This window comes from Bradyrhizobium sp. i1.15.2 (genome assembly GCF_040548425.1).
GTDB lineage: Bacteria > Pseudomonadota > Alphaproteobacteria > Rhizobiales > Xanthobacteraceae > Bradyrhizobium > Bradyrhizobium canariense.
This window is the reverse complement of the sequence record NZ_JBEPRQ010000003.1, coordinates 307,137-322,836: the sequence shown is the minus strand read 5'-3', so window position 1 is coordinate 322,836 and position 15,700 is coordinate 307,137. Positions and strand designations below refer to the sequence as shown.

Here is a 15,700-nt window from a genome sequence, read left to right as displayed (position 1 = left end):
ATATTGGTGGCATCGTCCCGCCTGACCGCCGTTTGCCCTTGAGGAAATCCTTGATTCTGTTCCTGCTGCTGATCTTCCTGCCGATCGCCGTGTCGGCCGGCCGCTATTATTTGCGCGGCGACGGCCGCGGCAATTGGCAGACGGCGGATCGCTCCAGCGCCGGCCTGCTGCCGCCCGCGTCCGCCAATCCGGACGCGCTGATCCGCGTGTTCGCCGCGCGCACGGTGCGCTGGCGCAGTATTTTTGCTGTCCATACCTGGATCGTCGTCAAGGAGAAGGGCGCCGCGACCTACAGCCGATACGATTACACGGCCTGGGGCGACCCTGTTCGCAGCAACGGCTTTGCGCCCGATGGCCGCTGGTTCGGCGCGATGCCGGAAACGGTCGTGGCGGTCGACGGCGCGCGGGCAGAAGCATTGATTCCGAAGATCCGCACCGTCATCGAGAACTATAAGTTCCGCGCCTATGGCGACTACAGCGCCTGGCCGGGGCCGAATTCCAACACCTTCGTGCAGGCGGCGCTTGACGCCGTTCCCGAGTTGCGCGCCGTGCTGCCGCCGACCGCCATCGGTAAGGACTTTCCCTACAGCGGACGCTGGGCCGGCATCACGGCGTCCGGCACCGGGCTCTACGCCTCGCTGTCGGGCTATCTCGGCATGACCATCGGCTGGGTCGAAGGGGTCGAGATCAATTTCCTCGGCGCGGTGCTCGGCCTCGACATCCGCCGCCCCGCGCTGAAGCTTCCAGGCATAGGCCGCCTGGGTGTCACGGCCGGCGCGTAGCGCCATGGCGGGGCAATCCCATCAAAGTCGGCGCCCTCCCAAGCTTCCCGACATTGTCTTTTCAATGTGTGCTTCAGGTCACAGCAGAATCGAGCGCCTTGGCCTAAACTGAACTTGCATGGCCGCAAACAAGGTAACGGCGGTACGCACGAGGCTGGAAAGGCGACCGACAGCTACGGACTTTTGAAGCCGCCAGGTGAAGAACTCGGCGGCTTTTTCTCTGTCCAGGGAACGCGCGGCCGAAGCTTGTTCGCTGCCGATGTGGCTCCCGGAACCTCTACCGTTTGTCTGAGGAATCCGAGAGCCTCCGCTGATCGCGCTCTTCGTCGATCTGCCGTTCGGCCTCGAGCCAAAACTCCACGTCCCGATCGACCGGGCGACCGGCCTGCTCCCAGAGTTCGTAGGCGCGCGCTCGCACCTTTCCGCGCCGCATCATGCGAAGCAGCTTTTGCTTCAGCTCCTCGGCGAACGTCCTGAATCGCTGGACGGTGGTTTCGTCTTTGACAAGGGCTGCCGCTCGCGTTGCGAGTTCGATCTGGTGCTCTATCTTTTGCCGCTCGTCCACCGCAAACCCCGCCGTAGCCACGGGCCTGCGTCGCAGCCCGTGCTGCTCACAACCTCAATTCCTGCTGGAAGGCTCTGTTCCGCCTTCAATGCCAGGTCTTGCTAGTGCCACGTCGTGTCCGCTTCGACGACCACCGCCCTTGCTTCGGGATCTTCCGTCGTGTTGCAGGTGCAGGGCATTCCCTCACCGCAGCGGCAGCCGCCCAGTTCCTCGCTCCAGGCGCGGAGCGGATGGTTTGCGCAGACCCATCCCAGACCGTGGCAGAATGGGCATCTCTTGTCGGTCACAGCGTATCCGGCGTCCGCATGGGGTTCGACTTGTCCTCGTTGCGCAACTCCTGCTCGGCCGCATGCCAGAATTCTTCCTCGCGGCCTTCCGGCTTGCCCGCCTGTTCCCACAAGCGGTGCGCGCGTTCTCTGATGTCGTGATCGGTCGGCTCCGGCATTGCATCTCCTGCGACGAGAGACACGGCCCCACCCTGGGGGGTATGGGGGCTTGGAGGCGGGGCCGTGCAGGCCAGCAAATCGGCGGCGACGCTGGCCCGCTGAGTCAAGCCTCGATGGTGCGCAGAGTTCCTAGCCCTGAGCGGCGAACGATCCGGCTTTCAGTTACCTTCGTCCTGAGCTGAAGCGCCCGCGGCATGCATTGCCGCGCACCATCCGAATACCATCGCAGGCCCGATCATCGTGCCCGGGCCCGGATAAGTGCCTCGAAAGATCGAGGATGAATCGGTACCGACGGCGTAGAGTCCGGGTATGGCGGTCCCACGGCTAGACAAGACGCGGGCGGTTGAATCCGTGCACAAGCCGGCGCTGCTAGCGAGATCCGTCGGCCATACTGCGACGGCATAGTATGGCCCAGGACCGACCCGCCGCAGGCACGGGTTTGGCACGTTCCGGGGATCACCATTGAACCGGTTCAACTCGCTTGAACCGCGGCCGAACTCTTCGTCCACACCGCTCTCGGCATAGCGATTGTATCGCTCGATCGTTTGAGCAAGCTCGCCGCCATCGACGCCGATGTTTTCGGCCAGTGCTTCAATCGTTTCGCCCGCCAGCAAATATTTAGCCTTGAGAAATTTGTCCAAATCCCTCGTCCCGGGATGAACGAGACCAATGCCATAGTCGCCGATAAAGGCGCGATCGCAAATCAGGAAAGCTGGCGTTGCCAATACCGAAGACGAGTCCGATCGCAATATCGCTTCCACGAAGTCGTGATAGGAGTCGGCTTCATTCACGAAACGGCGGCCCGACTTGTTCACCGCAAGCAGTCCTGGCTTGGCACGATCCAGCATAATGTGCGGAAATACCGAGACGTAGCCGTCCGCCTGCGTCATGACCGAGCTCGGCATCCACAAGGCGGGGCTATCGAAATTACGCTCAATCACCGCGTCGACGCGTTCGGCCGCGAGCAGGCCGTCCCCGGTATTGCACGAAGGCGCGAGTGAAAATCGGCGCGCGGCCTCGGGGAAAAACCTGTCGCGAAGCTCGCGGCTCCAGCCGATGCCTCCCGTTGCCAGCACCACGCCCTTGCGGGCACATATCGCCAATGCTCCTGAGGGCGATGACAAAACGGCCCCGACGACTGCGTCGCCATTACGGATGAGCTCAGCGAGCTCGGTCTCATATCGCAGATCCACGCCGGAACGACGAAGGCTGTCAAACAGCCTCGCGACGAGAGCGTTGCCCATGATCAGACGCGTTCCGCGGTTGTAGCGAAGTCGATCAAGCAAATGCCGACCGAGCAGACCAACGACATGCCTGAAATTCGTCCAGTTGCGGAATGGCGCCAGCAACGCCGGGATGTCCGCCTTTCCGACCATCATGCCGCCGAGGACCATGAACTCTCGCCGCGGGGCCCTTATGCGCTCGAAGTCCTTGCCAAGCTTGCGGCCGTCGAACGGAACGGCGCCGAGAGCACGACCACCGATCGCTGCCCCTGGAAGATTCTTGTAGTCGGGATGGACCGGCGGCGCCGCAAACCGTACGCTCGTCCTCTGCTCGAGATAATCGAGCATCATTGGACCCGTCTGGAGGAACGCATCCACACGCGCGTCCGCGGCGTGTTCGCCGAGCAATGCTTCAAGATAGACCCGCGCCGCCTCGGTGGAGTCTGAGATCCCTGCAAGCAATCCCTGCCGATTGCCCGGAATCCAGATGGTGCCGGCGGAGGTCGCGGTCGTGCCGCCAACCGTGTCCGACTTCTCGCAAAGGATCACGTCGAGCCCTTCGAGGGCGGCCACCAGCGACGTCGTCATGCCGGCGGCACCCGCCCCGACGACCAGAAGATCGGTCTCGACGTCCCAGGAGCGATCGGCTTGCGACATCCCGCACTACCCTTCTCGTCCCGAAATTCTCACCTCTCGCTGCGCACCCGCTCGACAACGGCTCTGCCTGCCGCCAACGCCCGGCGTGCTCGCGTCGCGGCGTCGACGCTCTTGGCCAGCTGAACGGTCGGAACCTCGATGCTGATCGTCAGGTCATTCGGCATCGCGCTTGCAAGCCCCATCAGGTCTATTCCGCCCTCGCCCGGAAACATCCGCTCCTCGCGAGCGGCATGGATGAGCTGCTCCGTGGTCGCCGGGCGCTCGGCCGGGCCGTCGCAAAGTTGCCAGTAGTGAAAGCGTTGCGCCGGGATAGCGCGGAGGTCCGCAAGCGAACATTGCGACCGATCGAAATGCAGTGCATCGACCAGAATGCCGGCACCGGGATGATCGACGTCGCCGACGATCCGCATTGCGGTCTTCAGGTCCGGAACGCTGGTCCAGGGCATGAATTCGAGGTCGGAGGTCAGGCCATAGCTTGCTGCCGCTTCACAAAATTGCTGGTAGCGATCCGAAAACCGCGCCAGGTCCGGATCGTAGGCCGCGACGAGGATGTGTTTGGCGCCGAGGCGCGCGCCCACCTCGAAGAAGGGCGTGAACGAGGCAATCTCGGTTTCCGGTCTGAACGCAACGACCTCGAGATCGGCGACAGACACCCCCGTCAACTCCAACCGCCGAAGCGTCTCCCGCAGGAGCGGCGCATCGTCCATCAGGCGATAGGCAACACTGCCAGGCGTGGCGGGCAACAGCCTGAGCCCGACCTTTTCGTAACCGCAATGCGCCGCCAATTCGATCATCTCGGGCGGCGCAAGCTCGAGCACGGTCAACGCGGCGAGCGAGAACGTTGTCATCAGCCGAAATCCGCGATACGGGCGTCGAGCGCAAACATGCTTTGATAAACTTCCGGCTCGCTCGCCCCGACCATGACGTCGGGCGCAAGCTCGCTCGCCCGCCGCAAGGCAGCCTGCAACGAGGCGACGTCGAGCGCCTCGATCAGCAAAAGCCCCGCGAAGAAGCCCTCATTCTTCCGCATGCCCTTCTCCGTCGTCCGCACCGACGTCCGCGCCTCGTCGGTCGCGCCGATCTGCACGACCGCAACCCCGTCGCACGCAACGAGCGCCTGGGCCAGACCTTCCGGATCTTTCGGCAACGTCTCGATCCGCAGCGCCACGATCGATGCGCCCTCGCCCCGCCCTCCCCGCGCGATCATGACGCCGCCGCCCCGCATGAAATTGCCGAGCTTCGGCATGATGCGCTGGGACCATTGCGTCGGTGCGTTGAGGCGCGCCAGATAGGCCTCGCTGTCGAGGACCTCCGGCGTCTCCAGCTCATACAGAATGAAGAAGCGGTTGATGTCGTCCCTTGCCGCGCGGAAGACACGCGATGCCAGGAAGCCCTTCGTCGTCACGCGCTCGGTCGTGTGTTCACGCGTCAGCCAGTGTCGGTAGTCGGTCAGGTCGTGAGCCTCGACGTCGCTCCAGATGGCGAGAAATCCCGTGCCGCGCATTCCGCCCTCCATGCCTACGCCTTGCCGCCGGCCGGAAGCCCGCGCAGAGCCGGTGCCATGGTCGCAGGCATTTGCCCCAGCCGTTGGACCGCCGCGAGCATCGCCGCGAGATAACCATAGGGACCCAGGCCGCAAATGACAGCCGTGCAGGCACTCGACGTGATCGAGTGGCGGTGCAGCTCGTCCCGCGCGTGGATGTTCGAGATATGCACCTCGATCTTCACACCCTCGAAAATCTTCAGCGCGTCGATCAGCGCGATCGAGGTGAATGAATAGGCCGCGGGATTCATGATGATGGCTTCCACGTTGCCATGGGCGGACTGGATCAGATTGACCAGTTCGCCCTCCATGTTCGATTGATGGAACGACATCGAAACGCCGAGCTGATCGGCCAGCGCGCGGCAGCTCGCCTCGATCTCCCCGAGCGTCGTCGAGCCGTAAATGTGGGGCTCGCGGATGCCGAGGAAATTGAGATTGGGTCCGTTGAGGATCATGATCCTTGCGGCCATTTCGCTTGTCCTTCCTTTGTTGCCGACGGGTCTAGCCGGCAAACCATTTGGCCGGGATCGTCACCAGTCCCGGGAATAGCACCATCGCGAACAGGACGATCAATTGTGCAATCAAAAAGGGCCAGACGCCCTTGATGATGTCCTCCATGCTGATCCTCGAGACGCCGCAAACCACATTCAGCACGATGCCGACCGGCGGCGTGATCAGGCCGATCGCATTGTTGATGATGAAGAGGACGCCGAAGTAGACGGGATCGATGCCCGCTGCCTTGACGATCGGCATCAGGATCGGCGTGAGAATGAGGATGGTCGGCGTCATGTCGAGGGCCGTTCCCACGATCACCACCACGACCATGATCGCCAGCATCAGGAGCGTGTTGTTGCCCATGAAAGGCTTCAGCAGGGTGACGATCTGTGCCGAAATCTCGGACACGGTGATGAGCCAGGACGATACCAGCGCCGCTGCCACCAGAAACATCACGATGCTCGTCGTCAGGGCCGAGGAGACAAACACCTCATAAAGCTGCGACGGCTTCAATTCCCGATAGATGCAGGTCGCGACGAACAGCGAATAGACGGCGACGACCACTGCGGCTTCCGTCGGCGTGAAGATGCCGAAGCGCAGGCCGACGATGATGATGACCGGGAGCATCAACGCCCAGAAGCCGTCGACCACGGCTTTTACCATCTCCGAGAGCGATGCCCTTGGCGGGGGCGTCAGGTTCTCCTGGCGCACCACCCACCACCAGGCCAGGCAGAGCCCAGCCCCGAGCAGCAGCCCCGGGACGATCCCGGCCAGAAACAGCTTCGAGATCGACACGCCCGCGGCGACACCGAAGATGACGAACCCGATGCTGGGCGGAATCACAGGCGCGATGATGCCGCCGGCCGCCACCAGACCCGCCGCATAGGACTTCTTGTGGCCCGCCGCCACCATCATCGGCACCAGCAGCGCAGCCAGCGCTGCGGCGTCGGCCGCCGCGGAGCCCGAGAGCGACGCGAGGATGCAGGACGCGAGGATCGTGACGTAACCGAGTCCGCCGCGAAAATGTCCGACTGCGACGAGCGCAACATTGACGATTCGCTTGGCCAGACCGCCCTTGTTCATGACCTCGCCGGCGAGCATGAAGAAGGGAATGGCCATGAGTGGAAAGCTGTCTGCGCCGTTGATGACGTTCTGCGCCACGATCTGGGCATCGAACATGTCGATCGTGCTCATCAGGGCCACGCCGCAGACGATCAGCGCAAAGGCGATCGGCATGCCCAGCGCCATGGCGCCGAGCAGCGAGAAAGTGAAGACGGCAATCGTCATGGCGTGATCCCGGAGATTTTCAGGATGTGAGCGCCGGGCGACACGATATTGGGAGACAGCATCAGTGCTCCTCCGATTCCCTGACGGCCACCATGTCGGCTTCGCTGGCTTGTCCGGACATGACGCGGAACAGATCGTAGAGAAGGATCACGCCGGCCGAAACGCCGAAGATCACGCCCACGCCATAGAAGATGCCGAGCGACAGGCCGGTCGCCGGCGCGCGGTCGTCGAGATTGATGATCGTCTGCCGCCAACTTCCCGAGAGCAGAAGCCAGTCGGCGAACAGCATCAGGACGTAGCTGACGATGAAGCAGATGCGTTTGCCGTAAGCCGGCAGCATCCGCACAAGGCTATCGACGCCGAGATGGGCGTGCTCACGCATTGCCACGACCGCACCGAGGAAAGTCAGCCAGACCAGGAGCCAGCGCGACAGCTCCTCGGAAATCGCGATACCGGAGTTGAAGCCGTAGCGCAGAACCACGTTGCCGAACACCAGCACCACCATCACCGCGAGAAATGCGGCGATGATGCCTTTCAGCAGGGTGCAATACAGGTCGAGAAATCGCGCCATACGTGCCGTCCGGGCAAAGTCGGATTCAGAGCCGGCCGACTGGACGGCTCTGCGTCTTGCATGCTGACGAGGTCGACTATTTCACGTCCTTGCGGATGCGATCGAGCTCGTCGTTGAAGAGCTTAACCGCGTCCGGCTTGAGATTGGCGGCAATCTTGTCGACCACCGGCTGCGCCGTCTTGCGCATGCGATCGAGCTCTTCCGGCGCGACGGTGTTGTACTGCATGCCTTTGGCCTGCAATTCCGACAGCGCCTTTTCGGTCTGAAGGCGTGTCTGCTCCTTTTGATAGCCTCGGCTTTCCTCATACGCCTCGCGCATCAGGCGCTGCTCGGTCGGCGAGAGCTTGTCCCAGAACGCCTTGCTCACCAGGATGATGTTCAGGGTGAAGGTGTGATTGGTGGCGGAAACGTACTTTTGCACTTCGTAGAACTTGTTGGAGAGAATGACCGTAAAAGGGTTCTCCTCGCCATCGACGGTGCGCGTCTCCAGCGCCGAGTAGAGTTCGCCGAAGGCCATCGGAACGGGATTGGCCTTGAACGATCCGAAGGTCTCAAGGTAGACCGGGTTCGGAATGACGCGAAGCTTGAGGCCGTTGAAATCCTCGACCTTGGTGATCGGCCGCGTGCTGTTGGTGACGTTGCGGAAGCCGAGGCCCCAATAGCCCAGACCGATCAGCCCCTTCGACGGCAGCGTATCGAGCATTGACGTGCCGAATTTTCCGGTCCCGAGCGCGTCGGCCTGCTCGATGGTCTTCACGATGAATGGAAAGTCGATGAGGCCGAACTCCGGCACGACGGTTGCGAGCGACGTCGTCGAGGCCGAGAGCATTTCCTGGGTACCGCCGCGCAGCGCCGATTGCTGCTGCAGCTCGTTGCCGAGCTGCGAGGCCGCGAACTCACGGATCTTCATCTTGCCCCCGCTCTTCGCCAGCAGGATCTCCGCAAATTTCTGCACCCCCGCGCTGACGGGGTGATCGGTGTTGTTCAGGTGTCCCCACCTGATCGTGCGCTCCTGAATGTCCTCAGCGGATGCGCCGACCGTCAGCGCCACGCAGATCGCCGTCGCAGACAGCGCCCGTACCAACAAGCTCATCGTTTCCTCCCTGTTCGACCGGGCACGACCGGCGGCTTAAGCCATTATTTTTCGTGCCCTCAGCCTATTTAGACATCACACATATATTTCCGTGTCAAATGACGATATCTATTTCATATGATGATTTGTCATACATCATACATCTGAAATCTGCTATAGTGCTGGCAACATTGATGGTTCGGCCGCGTCCGAAGTGGCCGACGATCGGGACAGGCGGGATCAGAAGGCATGACGTCAGTCGAGGAACGGCCCCTGTCGGCAGGCCACAGCGGCTATCAGCGCATCCGGGCCGACATCATTTTCGGAGTGCTCACGCCATCCGGACGCCTCAAGCTCGACGCCATGAAGGAGGACTACGGGGTCAGCATCTCCACGCTGCGCGAGATCCTCAATCGTCTGACCTCCGAGGGCTTCGTGGTTGCCGAGGGCCAGCGCGGCTTCGAGGTGGCGCCGATCTCCATCCAGAACCTGCGTGAGCTCGCCGGCCTGCGCATCCTGCTGGAGCATCACGCGATGGCCGAGTCGTTTCGTGCCGGCGACGTCGAGTGGGAGGGCCGCGTGGTGTCCGCGCATCACAAGCTGGCGGCCACCGAACGCACCGTCCTCAAGGAGGGTGACGATCCCGAGCTGCGCAAACGCTACGACGGCGAATTCCACCAGGCGCTGATCTCGAGTTGCGGTTCGCGCGAGCTGATGCAGACCCACGCGGTCGTGTTCGACAAATATTTCCGCTATGCGCTGCGCTACCGCGGCGCGGAGACGATCAACCAGCACAAGGCGCTGCTGGAATGCGCCCTCAAGCGCGACATCAAAGGCGCCAAAACCGTGCTCACCGAGCACATCAACGGGTGCGTCGCGCACGCCCTCGCCTCCTGGAACGAGGACTGATCGCCCGGCTCGCGGCTGGAATCGGATATCGGAATGACCGCCGACATGATCCCCGCATATCGGGTCGAGACCGCGGTCGCCGCAGGCGACATCCTCGGGGAGACGCCGTTGTGGTGTGACCGCTCCCGTAAGCTGTGGTGGGTCGACGTCGACCGGCGGCTGCATCAATCGTTCGATCCGGCGACAGGCGCTCATCAGGTTGTTCCGTACGCATGCAACTTTCTCGGCAGTCAGGCTCTGACGGCGGATGGCTCCCACCTGCTCGCGAAGGATCTGGGACTTTATCGCCGCGCGTCCGATGACGGTCGTCCAGTTCAGCTCTGCGAGATCGAAAGCGGCCCCGACAACCGTCTGAACGACGGGCGCGTCGACGCCCGGGGTCGGCTATGGATCGGCACCATGGACAACCAGCTGCATCGACCGAACGGGGCGCTGTATCGGGTAGATGCCGACGGCCGGACGGTGCGCATGTTCGGCGATGTCATCGTAACGAACGGCATCGCGTTCTCACCCGACAATCGCACGCTCTACTTCACGGATACCAGGCGTTACCGCACCTGGCAGTTCGACTTCGATCTCGATGACGGCGTGATCCGAAACAGGCGGCTGTTCGCGGATTACAGCGCCTCCGGGGAGAGGCCCGACGGCGCTTGTATCGACGTCGCCGGCGGATTGTGGACCGCATTCTTCTCCGGCGGCCGGGTGGTGCGCTATCGGCCGGACGGCCGGATCGACACCGTCATTCCGGTGCCGGCGACCAATCCGACCTGCGTGTGCTTCGGCGGAGCCGATCTGAAGACCTTGTTCGTGACGACGGCGCGAAAGTTTCTAGATCGTGAGCAATTGAGCCGCGAACCCCAAGCGGGTCATGTTCTGGCCATTGAGGGCATCGCACAGGGACTTCCAGAACACCGCTTCGGCAGTTGATCCTGAACCCTCTTCATTCAGAACCCTTGCACGGGCCGTCGTGAACCGGCTTCGCTACCATTTCTCGCCGAAGGGACGAATCTCCAGCTCGAAGGTCCAGGCGCTTTTGGGTTGCTGATAGAGCATCCAGTAGGATTCGGCGACCGACGATGGCGGCATCAGGAGGTCGGGATTATCCAGCGCGTTCGGACCAAGCGCCTCGATCCGCCGTTGCCGGACCCATTCCGTGTCGACGCCGGAATCGATGATCAGATGCGCCACGTGGATGTTCTTCGGGCCCAATTCGCGCGCCGCGGCTTGCGCGACCGCCCGCAGGCCGAACTTGGCGCTGGCGAAGGCCGCATAGCCGCTGCCGCCGCGCAAGCTCGCCGTCGCACCGGTGAAGAAGATGTTGCCCTGGCCACGGGGCAGCATCAGGCGCGCGGCCTCGCGGCCGGCGAGGAAGCCGGAATAGCAAGCCATTTCCCAGACCTTGCGGAACACCCGTTCGGTCGTGTCCAGAATCGGAAAGTTGACGTTGGCGCCGACGTTGAAGATGCAAACCTCGAGCGGGGCGTGCTTGTCGGCATCGCCGAGAAACGAGATGACCTGGTCTTCCTTGCGCGCGTCGAGCGCGCGCGCGTGAATTTCGCCGCCGGCCTGTTCGATCTCCTTGACGAGCGGTTCGAGCTTGGCGCCGTCGCGGCGTCCCGCAAACACCGTAAAGCCCTCGGAGGCGAACTTCTTTGCAATCTCGCTGCCGATAAAATCACCGGCGCCGATCACGGCCACGGTCGCGTTTCTCTTTTGCATGGGACTTCTCCCGGTCAGGTCTGGATCCGGTCGTCGGATCATAATTCAGACCGCGGATTGTCTTACAGTTCTAAAACCGAACTGTCAATTCGAGTAGATTTTGTGCTCTAGCAAAGACATTGTCTCGCAGTAGGTACCGATTTAGAATGGTATCTGAACCAAAGGCTTCCTGAACGATATTCGCGCGGAAGCCGCGGGCAGAGTGGAGATCTGGAATGAAATGGGGTCAGCTGGAGGACGAGCCGTGTTCGATGGCCCGAACCATCGGCGTGATCGGCGACCGCTGGACCCTTCTGATCCTGCGTGAATGCTTCCTGCGCACACGCCGTTTCGAGGGCTTTCAGTCTTCGCTCGGAATCACGCGCCACCTGCTCGCCGAGCGGCTGAAGAAGCTGGTCCGGCAAGGCGTGTTGCGGCGTATCCCCTATCAGGACTCGCCCAAGCGGCACGAATACATCCTCACTCAGAAGGGGCTCGATCTCTATCCGATCATGATGGCGATCGTGCATTGGGGCGACACTCATATGGTCGACGCGCGCGGACGACCTTTGCTGCATCAACACCGCAAATGCGGCAAGGACTTCGATCCGGTCATGGTTTGCTCCGAATGCGGCGAGCCGCTTTTGGCCAAGGAGATTCATACCCACCCCGGCCCTGGTGCTCGACGCACCCCGGCGCCGGAGAAGCCGAAGGCAAAGCGAGAGACAAGGGCAAAGACATAGGCCCACCGGAGCGCCGCGTGAGATGGCTGCGTAGCGCGAGCAACGTTCGACATATCCCTGGAAATGGTGCGACCGATCTTTCAAACGGACATGAACTCTCGTTCCCGCGGCGCATTTCGCGCGAGCTTTGCTTCATCACTCACCCGCTCAAATCCAAGAGGGCACAGGGAAGGCCGGGTGCCGGCTGGCACCCGCGGTCCGCTGCGCGAAAAGCACATAGGCAAGTTCACCCTCTATCCACCACACACTCCGCACCATCGATAACATAGGCTGCGTGACGAAAATCCCTGATAGTGGCGAGCTTGCCGGCGGACCAGTCGAGCAGCATGAAATATTTCGCCCGCCCGGCTGGCTCGTTCGGATCGAACACCAGGATCGCGGGACGTCCCTCGACCTGCCCCGTCACCAGGTGCCAGTCGCTGACCTTCGAATAATTGCCGAAATAGTTCGACACCTCAGCCTTGCCTTTCAGCCTGGTGCGGTTGACTAGCTCGAGCCTGACGTCGTCGGCGATCATGGCGCGGATCGCGTCGAAGTCGCGAGCGTTGAAATGGCCGACATAGGCGCTGAGCCGCGTCCGATCGGCTTCCGACAGGCCCGGCTGCGACACGTCGTCCGGCTCTCCGGCGAACTCACGCAGCTGCGTGCGTCCGCGATGCAGCGCGGCCTTCACCGCCGGCAGGCTGAAATCCATGATGTCGCAGACCTCGGCAAGCGAGCAGCCGAGCACGTCCATCAGGATCACGCTGGAGCGCTGCGCCACCGGCAGCCGCATGAAGGTGCGCAGGCTGGTCGCGGCGATCTGGCGGCTTTCCACATCATCGAGCCGGTCGGCAATCATCTCCACCTCCTCGGCCGAATGCAGCGCCTCCTGCCGGTTGCGGCGGCGCAGGAAATCCAGCGCGGTGTTGTGCGCGATGCGGAACAGCCAGCCCTCCATATTGACGGGCGTGACCGATTGCAGCGCTTCCATCGCCTTGATCAGCGCATCCTGCAGCACATCCTCACCGTCGATGACCGAGCCGACCATGCGCGCGCAGTAGCGATGCAGTTTCGGCCGCATCCGCGCCAGCAGGGCCTCGACATCGACGGTGGCCAGGGGGTCTGGCGCCATTGCTCCTCCGCTTCGCCTGCTCAGGACTCGTCCAGCATACGATAGTTGCCGACAATCCTCACATCACGAACCAGCGGCAGCTCCGCGCAGCGGTCACGGATGCCGTCCTGGAACGTCTGAAATGCCTTGAGTTTCGGGATCGGGCTCGAGCCGTCCTCGGCCGCGGCCTCGACAAGATGGATGAAGGTGTCGTCCTCCAGCCGCAGCGTCAGATAGCGCACACCGTCCGGCCCGGCCGCCTTCAATTCGGCAAATACGGCCGAAACCAGCTCAGCATTCCGATCGGCCAGCTCCGGCCTAGCCTTGTACCTGATCAACGTCCTTCTCATCGCGCGCTCCTTGCTCATGTCGCGACCTGGTTCGCTCAAAATCGCGCACATGGCCGCATCACCCCTAGGACGTTTGCCGACCGGCGAAGGATGCGGCCCGGAAACAATTATTTTTGGGCGCATCCTTTGCCGCTCAGCCCTCGTCTAGCCCGCAGAACGCGCCGCGACAGGCTGGCGCGACACACGGAGAGAGGGCGATGCAGACCCCGACCAATCGCGCCGCGCAGAACTGGGTGCTCGGCGTCACCGCGCTGGCATCCTTCATGATGGCGCTGGACGCCATGATCATCACGACGGCATTCGCGACCATCCGCGCCGAATTCGGCAGCCCGGTCGAGACGCTGCAATGGACCGTCAACGCCTTCAACCTGACCTTTGCCGTGCTGCTCCTGACCGGTGCCGCGCTCGGCGACCGCTTCGGTCGCCGCCGCATGTTCGCGGCCGGGCTCGCCCTGTTCGTCGTTGCATCGGCGGCCTGTGCGCTCGCAGGCAATGCCACCGCGCTGATCGCCGCCCGCGCGCTGCAGGGCGCCGGCGCTGCGCTGGTGATGCCGCTGGCCATGGCGATCCTGAGCGGCACGTTCGGCCGCGAGGAGCGCGCCCGCGCGCTCGGCATTTTCGCCAGCATCACCGGCTGCGCGCTGATCATCGGCCCCGCCGTCGGCGGCTTCATCACCGAACATTTCGGCTGGCGCTGGGTGTTCTGGATCAACCTGCCGATCGGCCTGATCGCGATCACCCTGGTGCTGGCACGGTTGCGCGAAAGCTTCGGCCCGGCCGCCGCGTTGGACATCCCCGGACTGGCGCTTGTTGCGCTGGCGGCGCTGGCGTGGGTGTGGAGCCTGTTGCGCGGCAACGCCGTGGGGTGGGCGAGCGCCGAAATCATCGCCACGCTGATGTCGGGCCTGGTGTTCACGGCCGGCTTCGTGCTCTGGGAATTGCGCGCGGCCGCGCCGATGGTGCCGATGCGGCTGTTCTCATCGCGGGCGCTTGCCTCCGGCATGTCCGCAAGCGTGCTGTTCTACGCCGCGATGTATGGCGTCTTGTTCCTGCTGCCGCAGTTCCTCCAGACCACGCTGGGCTTCGACGCCTTCGGCGCCGGACTTCGCCTGCTCCCCTGGACAGCGACGCTGTTCGTCACCGCCCCGATCGCGGGCGCGGTCGTCAACAGGTTCGGCGAGCGGCCGCTGGTGGTGACGGGATTGCTGATGCAGGCGATCGGCCTCGGCTGGATCGCGGAGATCGTGAGCCCCGCGGTTACCTACTCCGCTCTGGTCGCGCCGCTGGTGCTGGCCGGCGTCGGTGTCTCGATGGCGATGCCGGCAGCACAGAACGCCATCCTGAGCTCGGTCGCGGTGGCCGAAATGGGCAAGGCGTCCGGCATCTTCAACATGGGCCGCTTCCTCGGCGGCATGTTCGGCATCGCCGCGCTGGTGGCGAACTTCTCGGCCCATGGCGGGGTCGATTCGGCCGCTCATTTCGAGAGCGGATTTGCCGCGGCGATGAGCCTCGCCGCAACGCTGTCGCTGGCCGGCGCGATTGCAGGGTTTTTCCTGCCGGCACGGCGACGGACCGCCGGCGCAGCCGCGCCGCAAGATGCGTGAGGCTGACAACACTTGAGTTTCGTTATTGGGCTGGCGGCTTGTGCCGCCACCCTTCTTTCTGATCATGAAGCGTCGTTCTAAAATGAAAACGACATCTGGTGGAAGACATCGCAGTCCTCCGACACGCATTGCAACCCGCAGGACACGTTTTCGCGTTCTCGCGGCGAAATTCGCCCGAGGTTTGCCTGGTCACTCCACCCTCAAAGCCAAGAGGGCGCAGGGAAGGCCGGGTGCTGACCTCGCACCCGCGGTCCGCTGCGCGAAAAGCACACGCAGGAAAACCGCACAGCAGCATACAGGTGTAGCCAATCACTCGGCCTTCCCTGCGCGATGGTTGGACGGCTTATGCCGTGCTCTCCCGGGAGCCGAGTTCTCTTTGGCCTCCCTCGCCTTCGCGAAATTCACCGGCACCGCGCCGGTTGACGCAGATGCCGCATTCGCCAGGGCTTGACCGTAGCAACGACGGCCAGGACCACACGGTTTTGCCGTACGCACGGCTCGCCATTTCGCCGCAGTTTTTCCAGCCCTGTCGACAGAGCCGGAAACTTACAGACGAGACGAAGCCTAGCAGCGCCGCTCGTCGGAACGAAGCCTTGGGCTCACGGAGAGCAATCCGCCCTGCCCTTGGCCTCTCGCACCCGAACGCTGCCGCGTCCACCGCA

The 15,700-nt window shown here is 63.1% G+C and carries 17 protein-coding genes; 5 read left to right on the top strand and 12 right to left on the bottom strand.

Going from position 1 to position 15,700, the window contains the following annotated elements; all coding sequences use genetic code 11:
* Positions 1 to 50: 50 nt before the first annotated feature.
* Complete coding sequence (locus ABIB80_RS09050) at positions 51 to 782, top strand: DUF3750 domain-containing protein (RefSeq protein WP_007595984.1); 732 nt, start codon at positions 51 to 53, stop codon at positions 780 to 782.
* A gap of 277 nt (positions 783 to 1,059) precedes the next feature.
* Here the strand turns inward: ABIB80_RS09050 and ABIB80_RS09045 are convergent, their stop codons facing one another.
* The 9 genes from ABIB80_RS09045 to ABIB80_RS09005 all read right to left on the bottom strand — a co-directional run bounded on the left by ABIB80_RS09045 (position 1,060) and on the right by ABIB80_RS09005 (position 8,662).
* Positions 1,060 to 1,347 (bottom strand): DUF2934 domain-containing protein, encoded by a 288-nt coding sequence (locus ABIB80_RS09045; protein WP_007595986.1) that lies wholly within the window; start codon positions 1,345 to 1,347, stop codon positions 1,060 to 1,062.
* Positions 1,348 to 1,630: 283 nt separating this feature from the next.
* Positions 1,631 to 1,792 (bottom strand): DUF2934 domain-containing protein, encoded by a 162-nt coding sequence (locus ABIB80_RS09040; protein ID WP_007595988.1) that lies wholly within the window; start codon positions 1,790 to 1,792, stop codon positions 1,631 to 1,633.
* Between the two features lie 159 nt (positions 1,793 to 1,951).
* Positions 1,952 to 3,673: an FAD-dependent oxidoreductase gene (locus ABIB80_RS09035; protein WP_354127219.1), complete on the bottom strand. Its 1,722-nt coding sequence runs from the start codon at positions 3,671 to 3,673 to the stop codon at positions 1,952 to 1,954.
* A 29-nt stretch (positions 3,674 to 3,702) separates the two neighbouring features.
* Positions 3,703 to 4,521 carry a sugar phosphate isomerase/epimerase family protein gene (locus ABIB80_RS09030; protein ID WP_007595992.1) on the bottom strand — a complete coding sequence of 273 codons (819 nt, stop codon included), beginning with the start codon at positions 4,519 to 4,521 and terminating at the stop codon, positions 3,703 to 3,705.
* On the bottom strand, positions 4,521 to 5,177 hold the full coding sequence (locus ABIB80_RS09025; RefSeq protein WP_354127218.1) for a hypothetical protein: 657 nt from the start codon (positions 5,175 to 5,177) through the stop codon (positions 4,521 to 4,523). The genes ABIB80_RS09030 and ABIB80_RS09025 overlap by 1 nt, the downstream gene beginning before the upstream one ends.
* Positions 5,178 to 5,191: 14 nt before the next feature.
* Positions 5,192 to 5,686, bottom strand: a complete 495-nt coding sequence (locus ABIB80_RS09020; RefSeq protein ID WP_007595994.1) for a type II 3-dehydroquinate dehydratase — start codon at positions 5,684 to 5,686, stop codon at positions 5,192 to 5,194.
* Between the two features lie 31 nt (positions 5,687 to 5,717).
* Positions 5,718 to 6,998 (bottom strand): TRAP transporter large permease subunit, encoded by a 1,281-nt coding sequence (locus ABIB80_RS09015; protein WP_007595995.1) that lies wholly within the window; start codon positions 6,996 to 6,998, stop codon positions 5,718 to 5,720.
* 61 nt (positions 6,999 to 7,059) lie between these two features.
* Positions 7,060 to 7,569, bottom strand: coding sequence for a TRAP transporter small permease (locus ABIB80_RS09010; protein WP_007595997.1), 510 nt, complete (start codon positions 7,567 to 7,569; stop codon positions 7,060 to 7,062).
* A gap of 76 nt (positions 7,570 to 7,645) precedes the next feature.
* Positions 7,646 to 8,662: a TRAP transporter substrate-binding protein gene (locus ABIB80_RS09005; protein ID WP_007595999.1), complete on the bottom strand. Its 1,017-nt coding sequence runs from the start codon at positions 8,660 to 8,662 to the stop codon at positions 7,646 to 7,648.
* A 228-nt stretch (positions 8,663 to 8,890) separates the two neighbouring features.
* On the opposite strand from ABIB80_RS09005, the gene ABIB80_RS09000 reads away from it, so the two are divergent.
* The gene (locus tag ABIB80_RS09000; RefSeq protein ID WP_007596002.1) at positions 8,891 to 9,550 is read left to right on the top strand and encodes a GntR family transcriptional regulator; all 660 of its coding nucleotides are present in this window, start codon (positions 8,891 to 8,893) and stop codon (positions 9,548 to 9,550) included.
* Between the two features lie 33 nt (positions 9,551 to 9,583).
* Complete coding sequence (locus ABIB80_RS08995; RefSeq protein ID WP_354127217.1) at positions 9,584 to 10,477, top strand: SMP-30/gluconolactonase/LRE family protein; 894 nt, start codon at positions 9,584 to 9,586, stop codon at positions 10,475 to 10,477.
* 54 nt (positions 10,478 to 10,531) lie between these two features.
* On the opposite strand, the gene ABIB80_RS08990 is transcribed toward ABIB80_RS08995, so the two are convergent.
* Entirely contained in the window at positions 10,532 to 11,269 is a 738-nt protein-coding gene (locus ABIB80_RS08990) for an SDR family oxidoreductase (protein WP_219681557.1), read from the bottom strand.
* A gap of 215 nt (positions 11,270 to 11,484) precedes the next feature.
* On the opposite strand from ABIB80_RS08990, the gene ABIB80_RS08985 reads away from it, so the two are divergent.
* Entirely contained in the window at positions 11,485 to 11,991 is a 507-nt protein-coding gene (locus ABIB80_RS08985; RefSeq protein WP_354127216.1) for a winged helix-turn-helix transcriptional regulator, read from the top strand.
* A gap of 226 nt (positions 11,992 to 12,217) precedes the next feature.
* Here the strand turns inward: ABIB80_RS08985 and ABIB80_RS08980 are convergent, their stop codons facing one another.
* Positions 12,218 to 13,105, bottom strand: a complete 888-nt coding sequence (locus ABIB80_RS08980) for a sigma-70 family RNA polymerase sigma factor (RefSeq protein ID WP_007596009.1) — start codon at positions 13,103 to 13,105, stop codon at positions 12,218 to 12,220.
* Between the two features lie 20 nt (positions 13,106 to 13,125).
* Positions 13,126 to 13,434, bottom strand: coding sequence for a hypothetical protein (locus ABIB80_RS08975; protein ID WP_219681560.1), 309 nt, complete (start codon positions 13,432 to 13,434; stop codon positions 13,126 to 13,128).
* A 197-nt stretch (positions 13,435 to 13,631) separates the two neighbouring features.
* Between ABIB80_RS08975 and ABIB80_RS08970 the strand changes: the two genes are divergently transcribed.
* On the top strand, positions 13,632 to 15,038 hold the full coding sequence (locus ABIB80_RS08970; protein WP_219681562.1) for a DHA2 family efflux MFS transporter permease subunit: 1,407 nt from the start codon (positions 13,632 to 13,634) through the stop codon (positions 15,036 to 15,038).
* Positions 15,039 to 15,700: the final 662 nt, after the last annotated feature.

Bases quoted from the DNA above. Each gene is read 5' to 3' on its own strand.
- ABIB80_RS09040 (WP_007595988.1), bottom strand. From the start codon at position 1,792: ATGCCGGAGCCGACCGATCACGACATCAGAGAACGCGCGCACCGCTTG.
- ABIB80_RS09035 (WP_354127219.1), bottom strand. From the start codon at position 3,673: ATGTCGCAAGCCGATCGCTCCTGGGACGTCGAGACCGATCTTCTGGTC.
- ABIB80_RS09030 (WP_007595992.1), bottom strand. From the start codon at position 4,521: ATGACAACGTTCTCGCTCGCCGCGTTGACCGTGCTCGAGCTTGCGCCG.
- ABIB80_RS09025 (WP_354127218.1), bottom strand. From the start codon at position 5,177: ATGCGCGGCACGGGATTTCTCGCCATCTGGAGCGACGTCGAGGCTCAC.
- ABIB80_RS09020 (WP_007595994.1), bottom strand. From the start codon at position 5,686: ATGGCCGCAAGGATCATGATCCTCAACGGACCCAATCTCAATTTCCTC.
- ABIB80_RS09015 (WP_007595995.1), bottom strand. From the start codon at position 6,998: ATGACGATTGCCGTCTTCACTTTCTCGCTGCTCGGCGCCATGGCGCTG.
- ABIB80_RS09010 (WP_007595997.1), bottom strand. From the start codon at position 7,569: ATGGCGCGATTTCTCGACCTGTATTGCACCCTGCTGAAAGGCATCATC.
- ABIB80_RS09005 (WP_007595999.1), bottom strand. From the start codon at position 8,662: ATGAGCTTGTTGGTACGGGCGCTGTCTGCGACGGCGATCTGCGTGGCG.
- ABIB80_RS09000 (WP_007596002.1), top strand. From the start codon at position 8,891: ATGACGTCAGTCGAGGAACGGCCCCTGTCGGCAGGCCACAGCGGCTAT.
- ABIB80_RS08995 (WP_354127217.1), top strand. From the start codon at position 9,584: ATGACCGCCGACATGATCCCCGCATATCGGGTCGAGACCGCGGTCGCC.
- ABIB80_RS08990 (WP_219681557.1), bottom strand. From the start codon at position 11,269: ATGCAAAAGAGAAACGCGACCGTGGCCGTGATCGGCGCCGGTGATTTT.
- ABIB80_RS08985 (WP_354127216.1), top strand. From the start codon at position 11,485: ATGAAATGGGGTCAGCTGGAGGACGAGCCGTGTTCGATGGCCCGAACC.
- ABIB80_RS08980 (WP_007596009.1), bottom strand. From the start codon at position 13,105: ATGGCGCCAGACCCCCTGGCCACCGTCGATGTCGAGGCCCTGCTGGCG.
- ABIB80_RS08975 (WP_219681560.1), bottom strand. From the start codon at position 13,434: ATGAGAAGGACGTTGATCAGGTACAAGGCTAGGCCGGAGCTGGCCGAT.
- ABIB80_RS08970 (WP_219681562.1), top strand. From the start codon at position 13,632: ATGCAGACCCCGACCAATCGCGCCGCGCAGAACTGGGTGCTCGGCGTC.